Source organism: Albimonas sp. (assembly GCF_055129145.1).
Map to the genome: position 1 here is coordinate 15651 of NZ_JBSRTQ010000037.1, position 15282 is coordinate 30932.

A 15282-nucleotide genomic window follows, 5' to 3' on the forward strand; every position below is an offset into this window, starting at 1 on the left:
CCCTCCTTCTGCGACGGCTCGACCGAGGGTCCAGGGACACCCGACGCCCTGCCTGCGAAGGCTTCCCCGACGGAGGGGGGAGGCCCGGGCCGGGCCGATCCGAAACCCTACCCTCCCCGCCCCGATCCGCGCAACGGGGAGGGTCGCCCCTCCCCGCGCCTCGTCAATCCAGCGGCAGCCGCTGACGCACCAGCGTGGTCCAGTAGGAGCAGCCGTAGGTCATCGCCTCGTCATTGAAGTCGTATTTCGGGTGATGCAGCCCGGCGCTCGGCCCGTTGCCGACGAAGATCATCGCGCCCGGCACCTCGTTGAGCATGAACGAGAAATCCTCGCCCCCCATCGCCGGGGACCAGGCGCGGTCCACCCGCCCCTCGCCCGCGACCTCGATGGCCGCCGCCGCCGCCCGCTCGGCCCCCGCCTCGGAATTCACCGTGACGGGGTACATGCGGATGTAGTCGAGCGTCGCCGTCGCGTCATAGGCGTCGGCGATCCCCTGCACGGCCTTGGCGAGCCGCTTCTCCACCATGCCGCGCACGCCCTCGTCCAGCGTGCGCACCGTCCCGGTCATCGAGATCGCCTGCGGGATCACGTTGAACGCGTCGCCGCCATGGATGGTGGTGATCGAGATCACCGCCGACTTCAGCGGGTCGAGGTTGCGCGACACGATCGACTGGATCGCCTGCACCAGCGCCGAGGTCGCCATCAGCGGATCGACGGTGTTGTGCGGGAAGGCCGCATGGCCCCCGACCCCCTCGATGGTGATCCGCACCTCGTCGACCGAGCCCATCAGCGGGCCCGCGCAGATCGCGAATTCGCCCAGCGGCAGGTCCGGCTTGTTGTGCATCCCGTAGACCTCGGCCAGCGGCCAGCGGGTCAGCATCCCGTCGTCGATCATCGCCTTGGCGCCGGCCCCGCCCTCTTCCGCCGGCTGGAAGATCACCATGACCGAGCCGTCGAAGGCCCGGCTTTCGGCCAGCGCCCGCGCCGCGCCCAGCAGCATGGTGGTGTGCCCGTCATGCCCGCAGGCATGCATCTTGCCGGGGATGGTCGAGGCCCACTCGGCCCCGGTCTCCTCCAGGATCGGCAGGGCGTCCATGTCGGCGCGCAGGCCGATCATCCTGCCCGATTTGTTGGACTGCCCGTGGATGATGCCCACCACGCCGGTGCGCCCGATCCCCTCCACCACTTCGTCCACGCCCGCCTCGCGCAGCGCGGCCGCGACCTTCGCCGCGGTGGCGTGCACGTCGTAGAGCAGTTCGGGATTGCGGTGCAGGTCGCGGCGGAATTCGGTCAGCTCCGGCAGCTGCTTCGACACCCAGTTTTCGACGGCCATGGGGTTCCCCTCAGGATTCTTCGGTTTCCATGCGGTAGCGGAAGTCGCAATGACTGGCGCCCTTCATGATGGTCTGGGTCCGGGTCAGCTTCATGTTCGGATTGTAGCCGATGCAGAAGTCGCCGTCGCGGTTGCACGACAGCAGATGCCCGATGTCGCCCAGCCCCATCTCCTTGTACATTTCCGAGTAGCGGCAGCGCACGACGTTGAAGTCGAGGTGCTCTTCATCGGCGCGCAGCGTCTCGATGCGCAGCGCATCCTCTTTCTGCCAGAGCGGCATGATGTCGGCGAAGTCCTTCAGGCTCGGCGTGTGGCCCAGCGCCTCGGCGAAGCCCTTGCCATGCTCGACGGCCGAGGCGGTGACCGCCTCGCCGATCAGCGCCTTGGCGTCGTCCTCGCCGTATTTGGCCTTCGCGGTCTCGTAGACGTGCTTGAGCACCAGCGCCTCGATGCGGCGACGCTCCAGAATCGGCATGTCGGTCATGGGTTCCTCCTCAGGTGGGGTCGTCTGCGGACTTCAGTCCAGCTTCGGTTCGGTGTGATCCTTGCGGCGCATCCAGGCGAGGTAATAGGGCGCGATCCGCCGCCCGATCCCGTGGAAGGGCAGGGGCTTTGGTGTCGTGACCGGCAGAGCCAGCTCGTCCACCGACACGCCCGCCACCGCCGCCGCCATCTCCCGCCCCATCGACACCGACAGCGCCACGCCGCGCCCGTTGCAGCCGATCCACGCCCAGCCATCGGGGCCGAGCTTGTGGACCCGCGGATAACGGTCCCAGGTCATGCCGATATAGCCGTTCCAGACATGGGTCATCTTCGGCTCGCCCATCTCGGGGAACGCCTCGCCCATGCGCTTCGCCGCGGTCGCCTTGACCCGCTCGCCGGCATTCCACGGCCCGATCACGGCGCCCCCGGTGATCAGCCGGTTGCGGGCGTCGTAGCGGAAGAAGCGCAGGTCGCCGCGCGTGTCCGACACCGCCTGGCGCCCCGGCAGGATCTTGGCGCGCAGGTTGTCGCCGAGCGGCTCCGTCGCCATCTGCCAGCTCAGCACCGGGACGACCGTGCGCGAGAGCTTGGGCGCCAGATCGGCGGTGATCAGGTCCGTGTAGGCATTCGTCGCCAGCACCAGCGCGCGGGCCTTGACCGAGCCCTCGGGCGTCCGCACCCGCCAGAACTCGCCCTCGCGCTTCCATTCGGTGACCGGGCTGTCCTCATGGATCACCGCGCCGTGGCGCTCGGCCGCCAGCGCCAGCCCGCGCGACAGGCCCAGCGGGTTCACATGGCCGCCGGTGGGGTTGTGCATGCCGCCATACCAGAAATCGGTGCCCAGCATGTCGGCGGCGGCCTTGCGGTCCAGCATCTCCGCCGGGAAGCCGTGACGCCGCCACGCCTCCACCCGCTTTTCCGACAGGCGCAGGCGGCCCGGCGAATGGGCGGGCTGGAACCAGCCGGTCTGCTCCGCCTCCGCCATTTCCATGATCCCCTCTTCGCGGGCGACCTGGAAGAGATAGTCGGCGGAGCCTCCGACAAGCCGCGCCAGCCGCGCGCCGGCGTCGCCGTATTTGGCGACCATGCCGTCGGGCTCGGCCGCGGTCAGGGTCGGGATCACCTGGCCGTTGTTGCGCCCGGACGCGCCCCAGCCGACCGCGTTCGCCTCCACCACCACCACGCCGATCCCCCGCCGCGCGAGGTGCAGCGCGGTGGAGAGGCCCGAGAACCCGGCCCCGATCACCACGGCGTCGGCCTCGACCTCGCCCTTCAGCTTGGGCGCGGGCGCGCGGGCGACGGCGGAGGCCGCCCACATCGACGGCGGAAACGGCGCGATCATGCGGGCTCTCCCTGAGCGACTTCGTGCGGCATCCAGAACCAGCGCAGGGCCTCGGTCTCCGGATCGAATTTCTGGATCGGCGCAGGCGGGGCCAGCAGCGCACCCTCGGCGATCACCGCCGCATCGGCCAGACACACCGCGAAATCCGGCGGGGCGACCCCCTGCGCCGGCGGTCCGGCCCAGAGGTCGGCGAGGCTCTTCGGCCCCCCCTCGTCCGGCATCCCGATCCGCGCCCGCCAGACCCCGCCACGGGCGTCGAGCTCATAAAGCGGCAGCAGCGCCAACCCCTGCGCCGCGACGAATTCCACCGCATCGGCGATGTAGTCCACCACCTCCTCGGCGAAGAAGTAGTTCACGCCGAGCCGCGCCCAGCCCGGCCGGAACGCCGACTGGCCGCGGGCGACGGCGCGGGCATGGGCCGCGGCCCCCTCCGCGTCGATGCCGAGCAGCGCGTGGCCATAGGGCCCGGCGCAGGAACAGCCGCCCCGGGTCTGCAACCCGAAGAGGTCGTTGAGCAGCGCCACCACGAAGTTGTGGTGCAGGTACCGCCCGCCGACCCGGAGGTTGAACGAGAAAATCCCCAGCCGCTCCGCCTCCTGCGGGCCCAGCAGCTCCATCCCCGGAATGGCGCGCAGCCGGGCGTCGAGCCTTGCGGCGAGCGCGGCTTCGCGGGCCTCGATCTCCTCCGCCCCGATCTCGGTCTTCAGCAGCAGCACGAGGCCCGCCCGGATGTTGTCGACGATGGCCGGCGTCCCCGCCTCCTCCCGCCGCTCGGCGTCCTTCACATAGGTGCGCCCGGTCTCGGTGACGTAGGACACGGTCCCCCCGCCCGGCACGGTCGGGATCTCGCAATCCAGCATCGCCCGGTCGGCGACCAGCACGCCGGACGCGCCGGGCCCGCCGGGGAACTTGTGCGGCGACAGGAACGCCGCGTCGATCCGGTCCTCCGCCCCCGTCCCCGCCATGCGGATCGGGATATAGGGCCCGCCGCCGGCGAAATCGCAGACCAGCCGCCCGCCATGGGCGTGCATCAGCCGGGCGAGCGCCGGGATGTCGGTGCGCACGCCGGTGACGTTGGACGCGGCCGAGAACGCGCCGATCAGCCGCCCCTCTCCGGCCGCCGAATTCACCGACGCGAGCTCGCGCGCCAGGGTCTCCTGACAGATCCCGCCGCGCGCATCCAAAGGCACGCGGACCAGCCGCGCCCCGCATTCGCGCCAGGGCAGATCGTTGGAGTGATGCTCATAAGGGCCGACGAAGACCGTGTCCCCCGGCCCCAGCGCCAGCGCGCGGACCAGCTTGTCGGACGCCGCCGTCGCGCCGGCCCCGGTGAAGATCACCGCATGGCCTTCGTCCGCGCCGACCCCGCGCCGCACCGCCTCCCGCGCCATCTCGCGCAGGCGGGTGGTCTGGCGGCCCGTATAGGACGTCTCGGTATGGGTGTTGCCGTAGGAGGGCAGGACATGGGCGCGGATCGCGTCCTCGATGAAGCCGAGCGCGCGGCCCGAGGCCACGTAATCGGCATAGACCAGCGGCCGCGGCCCGAAGGGTCCGGGGATCGCGGCGCCATCGCCGATCACCTGGGCGCGGACGTCCTCGATGGTGGGGCGGAAGGGTTTCATGCGGCGTCGTCCTTCATCACCGGCGGAACCCAGTCCCGGCCGGGTATCGAGGAAAGCAGTTTGCGCGTGTAGGGATGCTCGGGATTGGCGAAGATGTCGGCGACCAGCCCCATCTCCACGATCTTGCCCTTCTCCATCACCGCCACCCGATCGCAGAGCTGGGCGGCGACGCGCAGGTCATGGGTCACGAACAGCAGCGACAGCTCCAGCCGCTCCCGCAGATCGGCGAGCAGCCGCAGCACCTGCGCCTGCACCGAGACGTCGAGCGCGGAGACAGGCTCGTCGGCCACGATCACCTTGGGCTCCATCGCGAGCGCCCGGGCGATGCCGATGCGCTGGCGCTGGCCGCCCGAAAACTCGTGCGGATAGCGGTCGGCGGCGGCCGGCGACAATTCCACCAGCGCCAGCAGCTCGCGCGCTTTCTCGCGGGCGAGCGAAGGCTTCATGCCATGCACGATCGGCCCCTGCGCGATCAGGTCCACCACCCGCTTGCGAGGGTTCAACGAGGCCATCGGGTCCTGGAACACCATCTGGATGTCGGCCCGCATCGCCCGCAGGGTCTTCGCGTCGGCCCCGAGAATATCGCGCCCCAGCAGCTCCGCCTTGCCGCCGTCGGCCTCCAGCAGCCTTGTCACGCAGCGCGAGACCGTGGTCTTGCCCGACCCGCTCTCGCCCACCACGCCGAGCGTCTCGCCCCGGCGCAGGTCGAAGGAGACATGATCGACCGCCGCCACCGCGCTGCGCTTGCCCGAGAACATGCCGCCGCGCGCCTTGAAGGTCTTCAGCATCCCCTCAGCCTTCAGCACCACCGGCGCGTCCGAAAAATCCCGCGGCGCGGGCGGACGCAGGTCCGGCACCGCCGCGATCAGGGCGCGGGTATAGGGATGCTGCGGATGGTTCAGCACCTCCGCCGCCGGCCCGTGTTCCACCAGTTCGCCCCGGCGCAGCACCGCCACCCGGTCCGCGATCTCCGCCACCACGCCGAAATCGTGGGTGATGAACAGGATCCCGGCGCCCTGGCTCGCCTGCAATTCCCGGATCAGGCGCAGGATCTGCAGCTGGGTGGTGACGTCGAGCGCGGTCGTCGGCTCGTCGGCGATCACCAGCCGGGGCGACATGGCGAGCGCCATCGCGATCATCACCCGCTGCCGCTGCCCGCCCGAGACCTGGTGCGGATAGGCGTTGTAGGCCCCTTCCGGGTCCGGGATATGCACGTCGCGCAGCATGGCGAGCGAGCGTTCCTTGCGCTCTTTCGAGCCCATCGAGGTATGCAGCCGCAGCACTTCGTCGATCTGCCAGCCGACGGTCTTCTGCGGGTTCAGCGCCGTCATCGGCTCCTGGAAGATCATCGCCATGCGGTCGCCGCGGAGCGCGCGCATCTGCGTCTCCGACAGCCCCGCCAGGTCCTGCCCGTCGAATTTCACCGACCCGCCGGTCATGCGCACCGACGGCTCCGGCAGCAGGCGCATCACCGCGCCGGCGGCGAGGCTCTTGCCCGATCCGCTCTCGCCCACCAGGCACACGATCTCGCCGGGGTTCACGGTCAGGCTCAGCCCGTCCAGCGCATAGGGCCGGTCGGCCCCCTTGGGCAGGGCCACGCGAAGGTTCTCGATTTCGAGGATCGGGGTGGGAGTCACAGGCCCATCGGTCACGTTGAGGCTCATCCCTTTTTCTGCCGCGGGTTCAGCGCTTCGTTCAGTCCCTCGCCGAGCAGCGAGAACGACAGCACGGTCAGCACGATGGCGATGCCGGGAATGGCGGCGACGAACCATTCGGTGCGCAACACCGCGCGGCCCTGGCCGATCATGTTGCCCCAGCTCGCGTAATTCGGATCGCCGAGGCCGAGGAAGGCCAGCGCCGATTCCAGCAGGATCGCCAGCGCCATGATGACGGACGCGTAGACCACCACCGGGGGCAGGGCGTTGGGCAGGATCTCCCGGAAGATGATCGCCATGTCGCCGACGCCCAGATTGCGGACCGCCTCGATGAACTCCCGCCGTCTCAGCGACATGAACTCCGCCCGCGCCAGACGCGCCGGCGCGGTCCAGGACACGATCCCGATGGCGAGCACGATGTTCTCGATCGACGACCCCAGGATCGCCACCAGCGTCAGCAGCAGCACGAAATTCGGCACGGTCTGGAACGCCTCGGTGATGCGCATCAGCACATCGTCGATCCAGCCGCCGAAATAGCCCGCGACCGCCCCGATCACCACGCCGATGGCGATGGAGATCAGCGTCGCCACCACCCCGATCATCAGCGAAATCCGCGCTCCGTGGAAAATCCCGGCCAGAATGTCCCGGCCGAGCTGATCGGTGCCGAGCGGCGTCGCCCAGTCCTGGAACGGCCAGGTCAGCGGCTCTCCCGCCCGGCGCAGCGGGTCCACCGGCTCGTAGATCCCCGCGGTCAGGGCCAGCAGCACGATCACGCCCAGCAGGAACAGCCCCAGCACGGCGGCCTTGTTGCGGCGATAGCGGCGCCAGAAGACGAGGGCGCGCGACGGCTCCTCGGGCGGCAGTTCGGTGGTTTCGGCGAGGCTCATGACAGTTCGATCCGGGAATCCAGGCGGGCGTAGAGCAGGTCGGTCAGGAAGTTGACCGCCACCACGACGACCGAGCTCATGAAGATGATGCCCATCAGGGTGTTGAGGTCGCGTTGCACGACCGACTGGTAGGCGAGATTGCCGAGCCCGGGCAGCGAGAACACCGACTCCACCACCACGGACCCGCCCAGCAGGGTCGAGAACTGCAGCCCCAGCAGCGTGATCACCGGCAGCAGCGCGTTGCGCATGATGTGGTGGAACATCAGCCGCCCCTCGCCCGCGCCCTTGGCCCGCGCGGTGCGCACATAGTCGAGCTCGGCCACTTCCAGCACCGCGGCGCGCATCAGACGCAGGTAGAAGGCGAGATAGATCAGCGACAGCGCCGCGGTCGGCATCACCAGATGCAGCGCCACGTCCCAGACATGCGCCCAGCCGGTGTAGAACCCGGCGATGGTCTTGATGCCGCCGACGGGCAGCCAGCCCAGCTTGACCGAGAAGATCACGATCATCATCAGGCTCAGGAAGAAGCTCGGGGTGGCGTAGAACACGAGGCCCAGCGTCGAAATCACGTTGTCCGTCGTCGAATAGGCCTTTCGCGCCGCGATGGCCCCCAGCGCCACCCCCAGCGTGAAGGCGAAGAACAGCGACGCCGCCATCAGCATCAGCGTGGTGCCGATCCGCTCGCCCAGCACCACCGCGACGGGTTGCTCGTAGACGAAGGACCAGCCGAAATCGAAGGTCAGGAACTTGATCATGTAGCGCCAGAGCTGCACCCAGACCGGCTGATCCAGCCCGTATTCCGCGCGCAGCCGCGCGATGAACTGGGCGTCGGCCCCGCCCATGTCGCCGACCAGCGCGTCGACGGTGTCGCCGGGCGCGAGCTTCAGCAGCAGGAAGGCGCCGATCATGATCAGCACGATCACCGGAACGGCCTGGAGCGCGCGTCGCAGCGCGTAAATGAGAATGGGCATCGGGGTTCGGTTTTCCTCGGTCGCTCAGGCGTCGGGCGCGCGGGCGTCGGGCGCGCGGCGTTCGCGCAGGGGCAGGCGGCGGCCGGGGACGCGCCCCGGCCGCCGCGTCAGATCACTGGTCGAGCCAGAGGTCGTACCAGCTGGAGGAATTCCACCGCGGGGTGTTGTGGTGGTTCTTCAGCTTCTTGTTGGTGACCGAGATGAAGGGATGCTCGATCGCGAAGATCACCGGCAGCTCCTCCATCGCCATCTTCTGGATGTCGTAATACATCTGCGCCCGCTTCTCGACGTCCAGCTCCGAAGCCGCCGCGTCGATCAGCTGATCCATCTCGTCGGACTGCCAGCCGAACTGGTTGGTCCAGGGCGTGCCGTTGGGCTGGCCCGAACGCAGCCACACCATCGTCGACACCGCCGGGTCCGCCCGGAACTGGTGCCAGCCGTTCGCCGTGTCGAAGTCATGGTCGCGATAGACGCCGGTCAGGAAGCCCGGCGCGTCGTTGGTCAGGATCTCGACGTCGATGCCGACTTTGGCGAGGCTCTGCGCGTAGTATTCGGCCCAGAGCTGGGTGTACTCGCCCCAGGGCGCCGGCCGGTGACGCAGCTTGAAGCGGATGCCGTCGTCGCCCTTCGGGTAACCGGCCTCGTCCAGCAGCGCGTTCGCCTTCTCGATGTCGAACGGATAGGTCTTCACGTCGTCGGTGTAGTTGACCCCTCCCGTCGACGGCACCGGACCGCGGCCCGGCTTGGCGTAGCCGCGCATGATGGTCTCGATCGCGTCGTCGATGTTCAGCGCATGATAGATCGCCTGCCGCACCTTCAGGTTGGCGAGGATCGGGTTGCGGTGATTGAACTCGACGGTGGAGTGGGCGACGTTGTTCTCGTAGCCCTCGGTGCCCACGTCGAAGCGCGGATCCTTGGACAGGCGGTCGACATCGGCCATCGACACGCCGATGAAGCCGCTCTCATGGACTTCGCCGGCCTCCAGCGCCGCGGCGGCGGCGGAGCTGTCGTTGATGAACCGCCACACGATGCGGTCCAGATAGGGGTATTCCTCGCCGCGCCAGTAGTTTTCGTTGCGCTCGGCGATCACGTACTGGCCGCGCTCGTATTCCACGAACTTGAACGGGCCGGTGCCGACGGGGGCGGTGTTGTATTCGTTCTTCAGGATGTCCGTGCCCTCATAGAGGTGCTTGGGCATCGGATGACCCAGATCGGGCATCGCCGCCAGCATCAGCTCCAGCGGCATCGGCTTGGAATACTTGAAGACCGCGGTATGCGGATCCGGGCAGTCGACGGCCTCGAGGTTCTGCTGAAGCGTGGTGGAGTAGTTCAGCAGCTCCTTCCACATGTTCATCGCGGTGAAGGCGACGTCGTCGCAGGTGAAGTCGACGCCGTCATGCCACTTCACGCCTTCGCGCAGCTTGAAGGTGATCTCCAGCCCGTCCTCGGAGGACGACCAGTCGGTCGCCAGCACCGGCTCGTAGCCCTCATAGGACTTGTCGATCAGCGGCTCGACGATCTTGCCGGTGATGTAATAGACGCCGGTGGAGGCGCGGAGCGCGGGGTTGAGAATGCGCTGCTCGCCCTTCATCTGGATGATGGCGGTGCCGCCATGCTTGGGCGTGTCGGCGGCGGTGGCAGCCCCCGCGCCGAGCGCTGCGAGCGCGCCGGCGAGAAGCGGGCCGAGCCGCCCGTTGGATATGGTCATGGGTCCCTCCTGTCGAACCTTCCTGCGCGCGCCACTTGGGCGTGGTTTCGGCGCGAACGTAAGCATCGCGGATTCCGCGCCGCAACATGGATAGAGTCAACCTGAATATTTCGCCACGCGGCATTTTTCCTGATGCAATCCCTACGAAGGCGGATCATCTTGGCATGAAACGCCACAGGAGGGCGAAGATGCAGAATGAAATTTCCAGCTGGACGGTGTGGATCACCGGCGCGGGCTCCGGAATCGGCGAAGCGATGGCGCGGACCTTCGCCGCCGCCGGCTGCGCCGTCGCGCTGACCGGCCGCACCGCCGCCCCGCTGGAGGCGCTTGCCGAGGACATCGCCGCCGCCGGCGGCCGCGCCATGGTCCAGCCCTGCGACGTGCTCGACCGCGCCGGCCTCGCCGCCGTCGCCGCCCGCATCGTGGAGGCGACCGGCCGGCTCGATCTACTGTGCAACAACGCCGGGCTCAACATCCCCCGGCGCAGCTGGGCCGATATCGACTGGGAGGCGTGGGACGCGGTCCTCGACGTCAACATCAAGGGCGCGATCAACGCCATCGCCGCGGTCCTGCCGACCATGCGGGCGCAGCAGGCGGGGGTCATCGTCAACACCTCGTCCTGGGCCGGGCGCTTTCATTCGCCCATCGGGGGCGTGCCCTACGGCGCTTCCAAGCACGCGCTCTGCGACCTCTCCGCCAGCCTGAATTCGGAGGAGGGCAGGAACGGCATCCGCGCCTGCGCGCTCAATCCCGGCGGGGTCGCCACGCCCCTGATGGCGCGCCGCCCCGGCTACACGCCCGAAATGGCCGCGACCATGATCCAGCCGCAGGATCTGGCCGACGCCGCCCTCTTCGTGGCCCGCATGAACCCCAACGTCGCCGTGCACGAGATCACCGTCTCGCCCGTCACGCGCTGAATTGCAGGAGATCCCCCGAATGACCCACCCGGTCAAAGGCGTCGACCACGTGTTCCTCATGGTCAACAGTCTCGACGACAGCTGCGAAGCCTTCGAGAAGCTCGGCTTCACCATTTCCCCCCGCGGCCTCCACTCCGCCCACAAGGGCGCCGCCAACCACACCATCATGTTCCCCCACGATTATTTCGAACTGCTGGGCATGATCGCCGAGGTCCCCGGCAACGCCGACCGCCGCGAGATGCTCAAGCGCGAGGGCCAGGGCCTGCACGCCGTCGCCTGCCGCATCGACGACGCCTATGCGGCCAAGGACCAGCTCGCCGAACTGGGGATCGAGACCGAAGCGGTCGGCGAATTCTCCCGCCCCGTGCCGCTCCCCGACGGGTCCGAGGGCATGGCGAGCTTCGACACCCTGAAATTCGCCGCCCACGAATACCCGCTCGGCACCGCCTTCATGTGCCGCCACAAGACCCGCGACATGGTCTGGGTGCCCTCGCTGCTCGAACATCCCAACGGCGCCAAAGGCATCGCCGGGATCGTCGCGGGCTGCGACGATCCCGAAGCCGCCGCGGCCGGCTTCGCGCGCCTCTTCGCCGGGGGCGACGTGCGCCATATCGACGGCGGCTTCGTCGTCGCCACCGGGATCGAGGGCGGCCCCGCCTCCGCCCCGCTCGAATTTCTCAGCCGCGACGCGCTCGCCGCCGCCTATCCGGAGGTCGATTTCTCGCTGACCCCCCAGGGCGCCTTCGCCGTGCTGCGCATCGACACGCCCGACCTGCAGCCGATCAAGGCCATCCTAGACCAGCGCTCCATCCCCTTCACCGAGACCTCGCGCGGCGTCGCCGTCGGCCCGCGCGAGGCCTGCGGCACGGTCGTGGAATTCGTCGGCGAATGAGCCAAAGCCCCAAACCGCGCCGCGGCGGCGACCGGCCGGAGGGGCACGCCTTCGACGAGGTCGACCGCCGGATCCTCGCGATCCTGCAACGGGAGGTCGACCGTCCGGTCACCTCCATCGCCGAGGAGGTGGGCCTGTCGCCCACCCCCTGCTGGCGGCGCATCAAACGGCTGGAGGAGACCGGGGTGATCCGCGCCCGCGTGGCGCTGGTCGACCAGCGGCTGGCCAATGTGCCGATGACGGTGTTCATCTCGGTCAAGGTGCCGCGCCACGCCGCCAACTGGCTGGCCGAATTCCGCACCCTGATCGAGACGATCCCCGAGATCACCGAGGCCTACCGCCTTACGGGGGACGTCGATTACATCCTGAAAGTCGTGGTTCCCGACATCGCCGCCTATGACCAGGTCTACAAGGCGATGATCGAGAGGATGGACTTTCATCAGATCTCCTCCTCGATCTCGATGGAGGAGCTGAAATTCACCACCGCCCTCCCGGTCGACCACCTCTAGCCCCCCCGTTCCCGCGCGGCCGCCGGCCCATGGGGCGGCGCGGAGGAGGGGAAGGGGGGGCGGGGCGGCGCGCGCCTCAGCCTGCCGCATCCCCGGCCCGGCCCACATCGGCCCGCGCCACCGCCACCGACTTCACCACGCACCAGCAGGCGATCCCGGGCGCAAGCGCCAGCGCCTCCGCCGACCGCCGCGTCACGCGGGCCAGCAGCAGATCCTCGCCGGCGCGCAGCTGCACCATCGCGCCGCCGCCCTCGCCCATCCGCACCGCGGTCACCTCCGCCGCCAGGATGTTGAGCGCCGACAGCCCCTCCGGCCGCGACCGCGCCAGGATCACTTCCGAGGCCGCGATCCGCACCCGCAGCCGCGCGCCCGGCGGGACGTCCACAAGCGGCAGCAGAAGCCGCCCGGCCGAGACCTCGACCTCCGTCAACCCATCCGCGTGATGGCCAAGCACCCGCCCCGGCAGCAGCGCCCCCGCATCCCGCACGCCGAGCGCCGGGACCGCGGCCGGATCCGACAGCACCTCCGCCGCCGGACCGGCGCGGACCACGCGCCCCCCCTCCATCGCCACCACCGTGGTCGCCAGCCGCGCCACCTCGGGCAGGGCATGGCTGACATAGACGATGGGAACGCCGGCCGCGTCGCGGAGCCGTTCCAGATAGGGCAGGATCTCGTCCTTGCGCGCTTCGTCGAGCGCCGCCAGCGGCTCATCCAGCAGCAGCAGCCGAGGCCGGGCGAGCAGCGCCCGCCCGATGGCGACCCGCTGCTTCTCGCCCCCCGAAAGCCCCCCGGGGCGGCGGCCCAGCAGCGCCCCGATCCCCAGCATCTCCACCACCCTGGCGAATTCTCCGGCGCCGGCCCGGCCCGGCGCGAACCATGCGCCGAAACGCAGATTGGCCCGCACGCTCAGATGCGGGAACAGGCGGGCGTCCTGGAACACGTAGCCGATGCGGCGGCGATGGGGGGGGAGGTTCCGGCGCGCGGCCGCATCGAACCCCGCATCGAACAACGCCACGCCATCGAGCGCGATCCGCCCCGCGTCGGGCCGCAAAAGCCCCGCCACCGCGTTGACCACCGTGGTCTTGCCGGAGCCCGAGCGCCCGAAGAGCGCGGTCACGCCCCCCGGCGCCTCGAACCGCACATCCAGCGCGAAATCCGGAAAAGCGTGGCGGATGTCGACGGAGAGGCTCATGATCCGCCGATGCGCTTCGCGACCCTGGCCGCCAGCGCCTCGGACAGCAGCAGCGCCGCCATCGACACCGCGACCGACACCGCCACCAGCTTCAGCGCCGCGCTCTCGCCGCCGGGGGTCTGGAGGAAGGCGTAGATGGCTGCCGGCAGGGTCCGGGTCTCGCCGGGGATGGAGGAGACGAAGGTGATCGTCGCCCCGAATTCTCCCATCGCGCGGGCGAAGCCCAGCACCGCGCCGGCGAGCACGCCCGGCAGGATCAGCGGCAGGGTGACGAGGGCGAAGACCACCGGGCGCGAGGCCCCGAGCGTGGCGGCGGCGGCCTCCAGCTTCGGGTCCACCGCCTCGATCGCCAGCCGGATCGCGCGCACCATCAGCGGAAACGCCATCACCGCCGCCGCCAGCGCCGCCCCCGTCCAGCGAAAGGCGAGGACGATGCCGAAGCTCTCCTCCAGCCAGCCGCCGACCGGCCCGCGCCGCCCGAAAATCACCAGAAGCAGGTAGCCGGTGGCCACCGGCGGCAGAACCAGCGGCAGATGCACCAGCCCGTTGAGCAGCCCACGCCCCGGAAACCGCCCCCGCGCCAGCAGCATGGCCACGCCCACCGCGAAGGGCAGGGCGCAGAGCGTCGACCACAGCGACACGCGCAGCGACAGGACCAGCGCCTCGCGCCCCTCGGGGCCGAGGCCCCAATCCCCCGCGAACCAGTCCCCCGCGAAAAAGCTCTCCAACCTCTCCTGCGCCCCGGTCGTCAGTCGGGCATCGCGAAACCCTGGCGGGTCAGCGCGGCGCGGGCCTCGGGGCCTCCGAGGAAGTCGAGGAAGGCGGCGGCGGCCTCGGGCGCGGCGCTCTCGGCGGTCGCGGCGCCGGGATAGACGATGGCGTCGTGGCTGGCGGAGGGGAAGACGCCGACCACGGTCACCCGCGGCTCGGGCGTGGCGTCGGTGGCGTAGACCACGCCGTAGGGCGCTTCGCCGGTGGCGACGAGGGCGAGCGCCGCGCGCACGTTGTCGGCCTGCGCAACCTGCGGCGCGACGGCGTCCCAGAGGCCGAGGGCCTCCAGCGCCTGGCGCCCGTAGATGCCGGCCGGCACCGCCTCGACCAGCGCCATGGCGAGCCGCCCGTCGCCGAGCCGCCCGACGAGGTCGAAGCCGGGGGCGAGCTCGGCGGGCGGGGCCGCCGGGTCATGCGCCACCAGCACCAGGGCGTTGCCGGCCACGTCGCGGCGGGTTTCGGCGCGGATCATGCCGCTGTCCTCCAGCCGGTCCATCCAGGCCGCGCTCGCCGACAGGAACAGATCGGCCGGCGCCCCCTGCTCGATCTGGCGGGCGAGCGCCGAGGACCCGGCATAGGAGATCGACGCCTTCCCCCCCGTCGTCTCCCGCCACGCTCCCGCGATCTCGTCCAGCGCGGTCTTCAGGCTGGCGGCGGCGAAGATGGTGAGGGTGGGCGGCGCGGCGGGCGCGGCCGAGGCGCAGAGCGGCAGGCCGAGCGCCAGGGCGGCGGCGAGCGCCCCCACGGCCCGACAGCTGGCGCGGCCGAGCGCCCGGCGGAATTCGCTGCGGCGGTTGAGCTTCAAGGTGCAGGACATGGGCGTCTCCCCCGGATCGGGGCCAAAGCGGGCGGTCTGGCTGGCAGGCGGTGGGCGCTGAAAAGCGATAGGTCTGATGGGAAACATCGCCCCGACGGGGCGGGGTTGGCAAGCGTTATTTCCGCTCGGCCATATCCAGCCGGGTCATCTCGATCGCGTCGGGCTCGATCGCATCTGGGGCGG

14 protein-coding genes are annotated in these 15282 nt (G+C 70.0%); 3 read left to right on the top strand and 11 right to left on the bottom strand.

Translation table 11 applies throughout. The annotated features are described in order from the left end of the window. Nucleotides 1-163: 163 nt before the first annotated feature. The 8 genes from ACTB72_RS08360 to ACTB72_RS08395 all read right to left on the bottom strand — a co-directional run bounded on the left by ACTB72_RS08360 (nt 164) and on the right by ACTB72_RS08395 (nt 10001). Nucleotides 164-1333 (bottom strand): M20 aminoacylase family protein, encoded by a 1170-nt coding sequence (locus tag ACTB72_RS08360; RefSeq protein WP_463036531.1) that lies wholly within the window; start codon nt 1331-1333, stop codon nt 164-166. A gap of 10 nt (nt 1334-1343) precedes the next feature. Further along, nucleotides 1344-1817 carry an L-2-amino-thiazoline-4-carboxylic acid hydrolase gene (locus ACTB72_RS08365; RefSeq protein ID WP_463036532.1) on the bottom strand — a complete coding sequence of 158 codons (474 nt, stop codon included), beginning with the start codon at nt 1815-1817 and terminating at the stop codon, nt 1344-1346. A 33-nt stretch (nt 1818-1850) separates the two neighbouring features. Continuing rightward, on the bottom strand, nt 1851-3158 hold the full coding sequence (locus tag ACTB72_RS08370; protein WP_463036533.1) for an NAD(P)/FAD-dependent oxidoreductase: 1308 nt from the start codon (nt 3156-3158) through the stop codon (nt 1851-1853). Then, on the bottom strand, nt 3155-4780 hold the full coding sequence (locus tag ACTB72_RS08375; RefSeq protein WP_463036534.1) for an aminotransferase class V-fold PLP-dependent enzyme: 1626 nt from the start codon (nt 4778-4780) through the stop codon (nt 3155-3157). The genes ACTB72_RS08370 and ACTB72_RS08375 overlap by 4 nt, the downstream gene beginning before the upstream one ends. Next, nucleotides 4777-6432, bottom strand: a complete 1656-nt coding sequence (locus tag ACTB72_RS08380) for an ABC transporter ATP-binding protein (protein ID WP_463036535.1) — start codon at nt 6430-6432, stop codon at nt 4777-4779. Before ACTB72_RS08380 ends, ACTB72_RS08375 begins: the two co-directional genes overlap by 4 nt. An 8-nt stretch (nt 6433-6440) precedes the next feature. Then, nucleotides 6441-7322, bottom strand: a complete 882-nt coding sequence (locus ACTB72_RS08385) for an ABC transporter permease (protein WP_463036536.1) — start codon at nt 7320-7322, stop codon at nt 6441-6443. Then, complete coding sequence (locus ACTB72_RS08390; RefSeq protein WP_463036537.1) at nt 7319-8293, bottom strand: ABC transporter permease; 975 nt, start codon at nt 8291-8293, stop codon at nt 7319-7321. The genes ACTB72_RS08385 and ACTB72_RS08390 overlap by 4 nt, the downstream gene beginning before the upstream one ends. 112 nt (nt 8294-8405) lie before the next feature. Further along, nucleotides 8406-10001 (bottom strand): ABC transporter substrate-binding protein, encoded by a 1596-nt coding sequence (locus ACTB72_RS08395; RefSeq protein WP_463036538.1) that lies wholly within the window; start codon nt 9999-10001, stop codon nt 8406-8408. A 188-nt stretch (nt 10002-10189) separates the two neighbouring features. Here ACTB72_RS08395 and ACTB72_RS08400 point away from each other — a divergent pair, with 188 nt between their 5' ends. From ACTB72_RS08400 to ACTB72_RS08410, 3 genes are read left to right on the top strand one after another with little or no spacing between them, the layout of a single operon-like run. Then, on the top strand, nt 10190-10918 hold the full coding sequence (locus ACTB72_RS08400; RefSeq protein ID WP_463036539.1) for an SDR family oxidoreductase: 729 nt from the start codon (nt 10190-10192) through the stop codon (nt 10916-10918). A gap of 19 nt (nt 10919-10937) precedes the next feature. Then, on the top strand, nt 10938-11810 hold the full coding sequence (locus ACTB72_RS08405; RefSeq protein WP_463036540.1) for a VOC family protein: 873 nt from the start codon (nt 10938-10940) through the stop codon (nt 11808-11810). Beyond that, nucleotides 11807-12319 (top strand): Lrp/AsnC family transcriptional regulator, encoded by a 513-nt coding sequence (locus tag ACTB72_RS08410; RefSeq protein ID WP_463036541.1) that lies wholly within the window; start codon nt 11807-11809, stop codon nt 12317-12319. Before ACTB72_RS08405 ends, ACTB72_RS08410 begins: the two co-directional genes overlap by 4 nt. Before the next feature lie 76 nt (nt 12320-12395). Here the strand turns inward: ACTB72_RS08410 and modC are convergent, their stop codons facing one another. Genes modC through modA form a run of 3 tightly spaced genes read right to left on the bottom strand, consistent with a single transcriptional unit; the run spans nt 12396 to nt 15099 of the window. Then, the gene (gene modC / locus ACTB72_RS08415) at nt 12396-13511 is read right to left on the bottom strand and encodes a molybdenum ABC transporter ATP-binding protein (RefSeq protein WP_463036542.1); all 1116 of its coding nucleotides are present in this window, start codon (nt 13509-13511) and stop codon (nt 12396-12398) included. Then, the gene (gene modB, locus ACTB72_RS08420) at nt 13508-14239 is read right to left on the bottom strand and encodes a molybdate ABC transporter permease subunit (RefSeq protein ID WP_463036543.1); all 732 of its coding nucleotides are present in this window, start codon (nt 14237-14239) and stop codon (nt 13508-13510) included. The genes modC and modB overlap by 4 nt, the downstream gene beginning before the upstream one ends. Before the next feature lie 20 nt (nt 14240-14259). Continuing rightward, nucleotides 14260-15099 (bottom strand): molybdate ABC transporter substrate-binding protein, encoded by an 840-nt coding sequence (gene modA / locus ACTB72_RS08425; protein ID WP_463036544.1) that lies wholly within the window; start codon nt 15097-15099, stop codon nt 14260-14262. Nucleotides 15100-15282 lie beyond the last annotated feature (183 nt).

Excerpts from the sequence above, each read along its gene's own strand:
- ACTB72_RS08360 (WP_463036531.1), bottom strand. The coding sequence starts at position 1,333 with ATGGCCGTCGAAAACTGGGTGTCGAAGCAGCTGCCGGAGCTGACCGAA.
- ACTB72_RS08365 (WP_463036532.1), bottom strand. The coding sequence starts at position 1,817 with ATGACCGACATGCCGATTCTGGAGCGTCGCCGCATCGAGGCGCTGGTG.
- ACTB72_RS08370 (WP_463036533.1), bottom strand. The coding sequence starts at position 3,158 with ATGATCGCGCCGTTTCCGCCGTCGATGTGGGCGGCCTCCGCCGTCGCC.
- ACTB72_RS08375 (WP_463036534.1), bottom strand. The coding sequence starts at position 4,780 with ATGAAACCCTTCCGCCCCACCATCGAGGACGTCCGCGCCCAGGTGATC.
- ACTB72_RS08385 (WP_463036536.1), bottom strand. The coding sequence starts at position 7,322 with ATGAGCCTCGCCGAAACCACCGAACTGCCGCCCGAGGAGCCGTCGCGC.
- ACTB72_RS08390 (WP_463036537.1), bottom strand. The coding sequence starts at position 8,293 with ATGCCCATTCTCATTTACGCGCTGCGACGCGCGCTCCAGGCCGTTCCG.
- ACTB72_RS08395 (WP_463036538.1), bottom strand. The coding sequence starts at position 10,001 with ATGACCATATCCAACGGGCGGCTCGGCCCGCTTCTCGCCGGCGCGCTC.
- ACTB72_RS08400 (WP_463036539.1), top strand. The coding sequence starts at position 10,190 with ATGCAGAATGAAATTTCCAGCTGGACGGTGTGGATCACCGGCGCGGGC.
- ACTB72_RS08405 (WP_463036540.1), top strand. The coding sequence starts at position 10,938 with ATGACCCACCCGGTCAAAGGCGTCGACCACGTGTTCCTCATGGTCAAC.
- ACTB72_RS08410 (WP_463036541.1), top strand. The coding sequence starts at position 11,807 with ATGAGCCAAAGCCCCAAACCGCGCCGCGGCGGCGACCGGCCGGAGGGG.
- modC (WP_463036542.1), bottom strand. The coding sequence starts at position 13,511 with ATGAGCCTCTCCGTCGACATCCGCCACGCTTTTCCGGATTTCGCGCTG.
- modA (WP_463036544.1), bottom strand. The coding sequence starts at position 15,099 with ATGTCCTGCACCTTGAAGCTCAACCGCCGCAGCGAATTCCGCCGGGCG.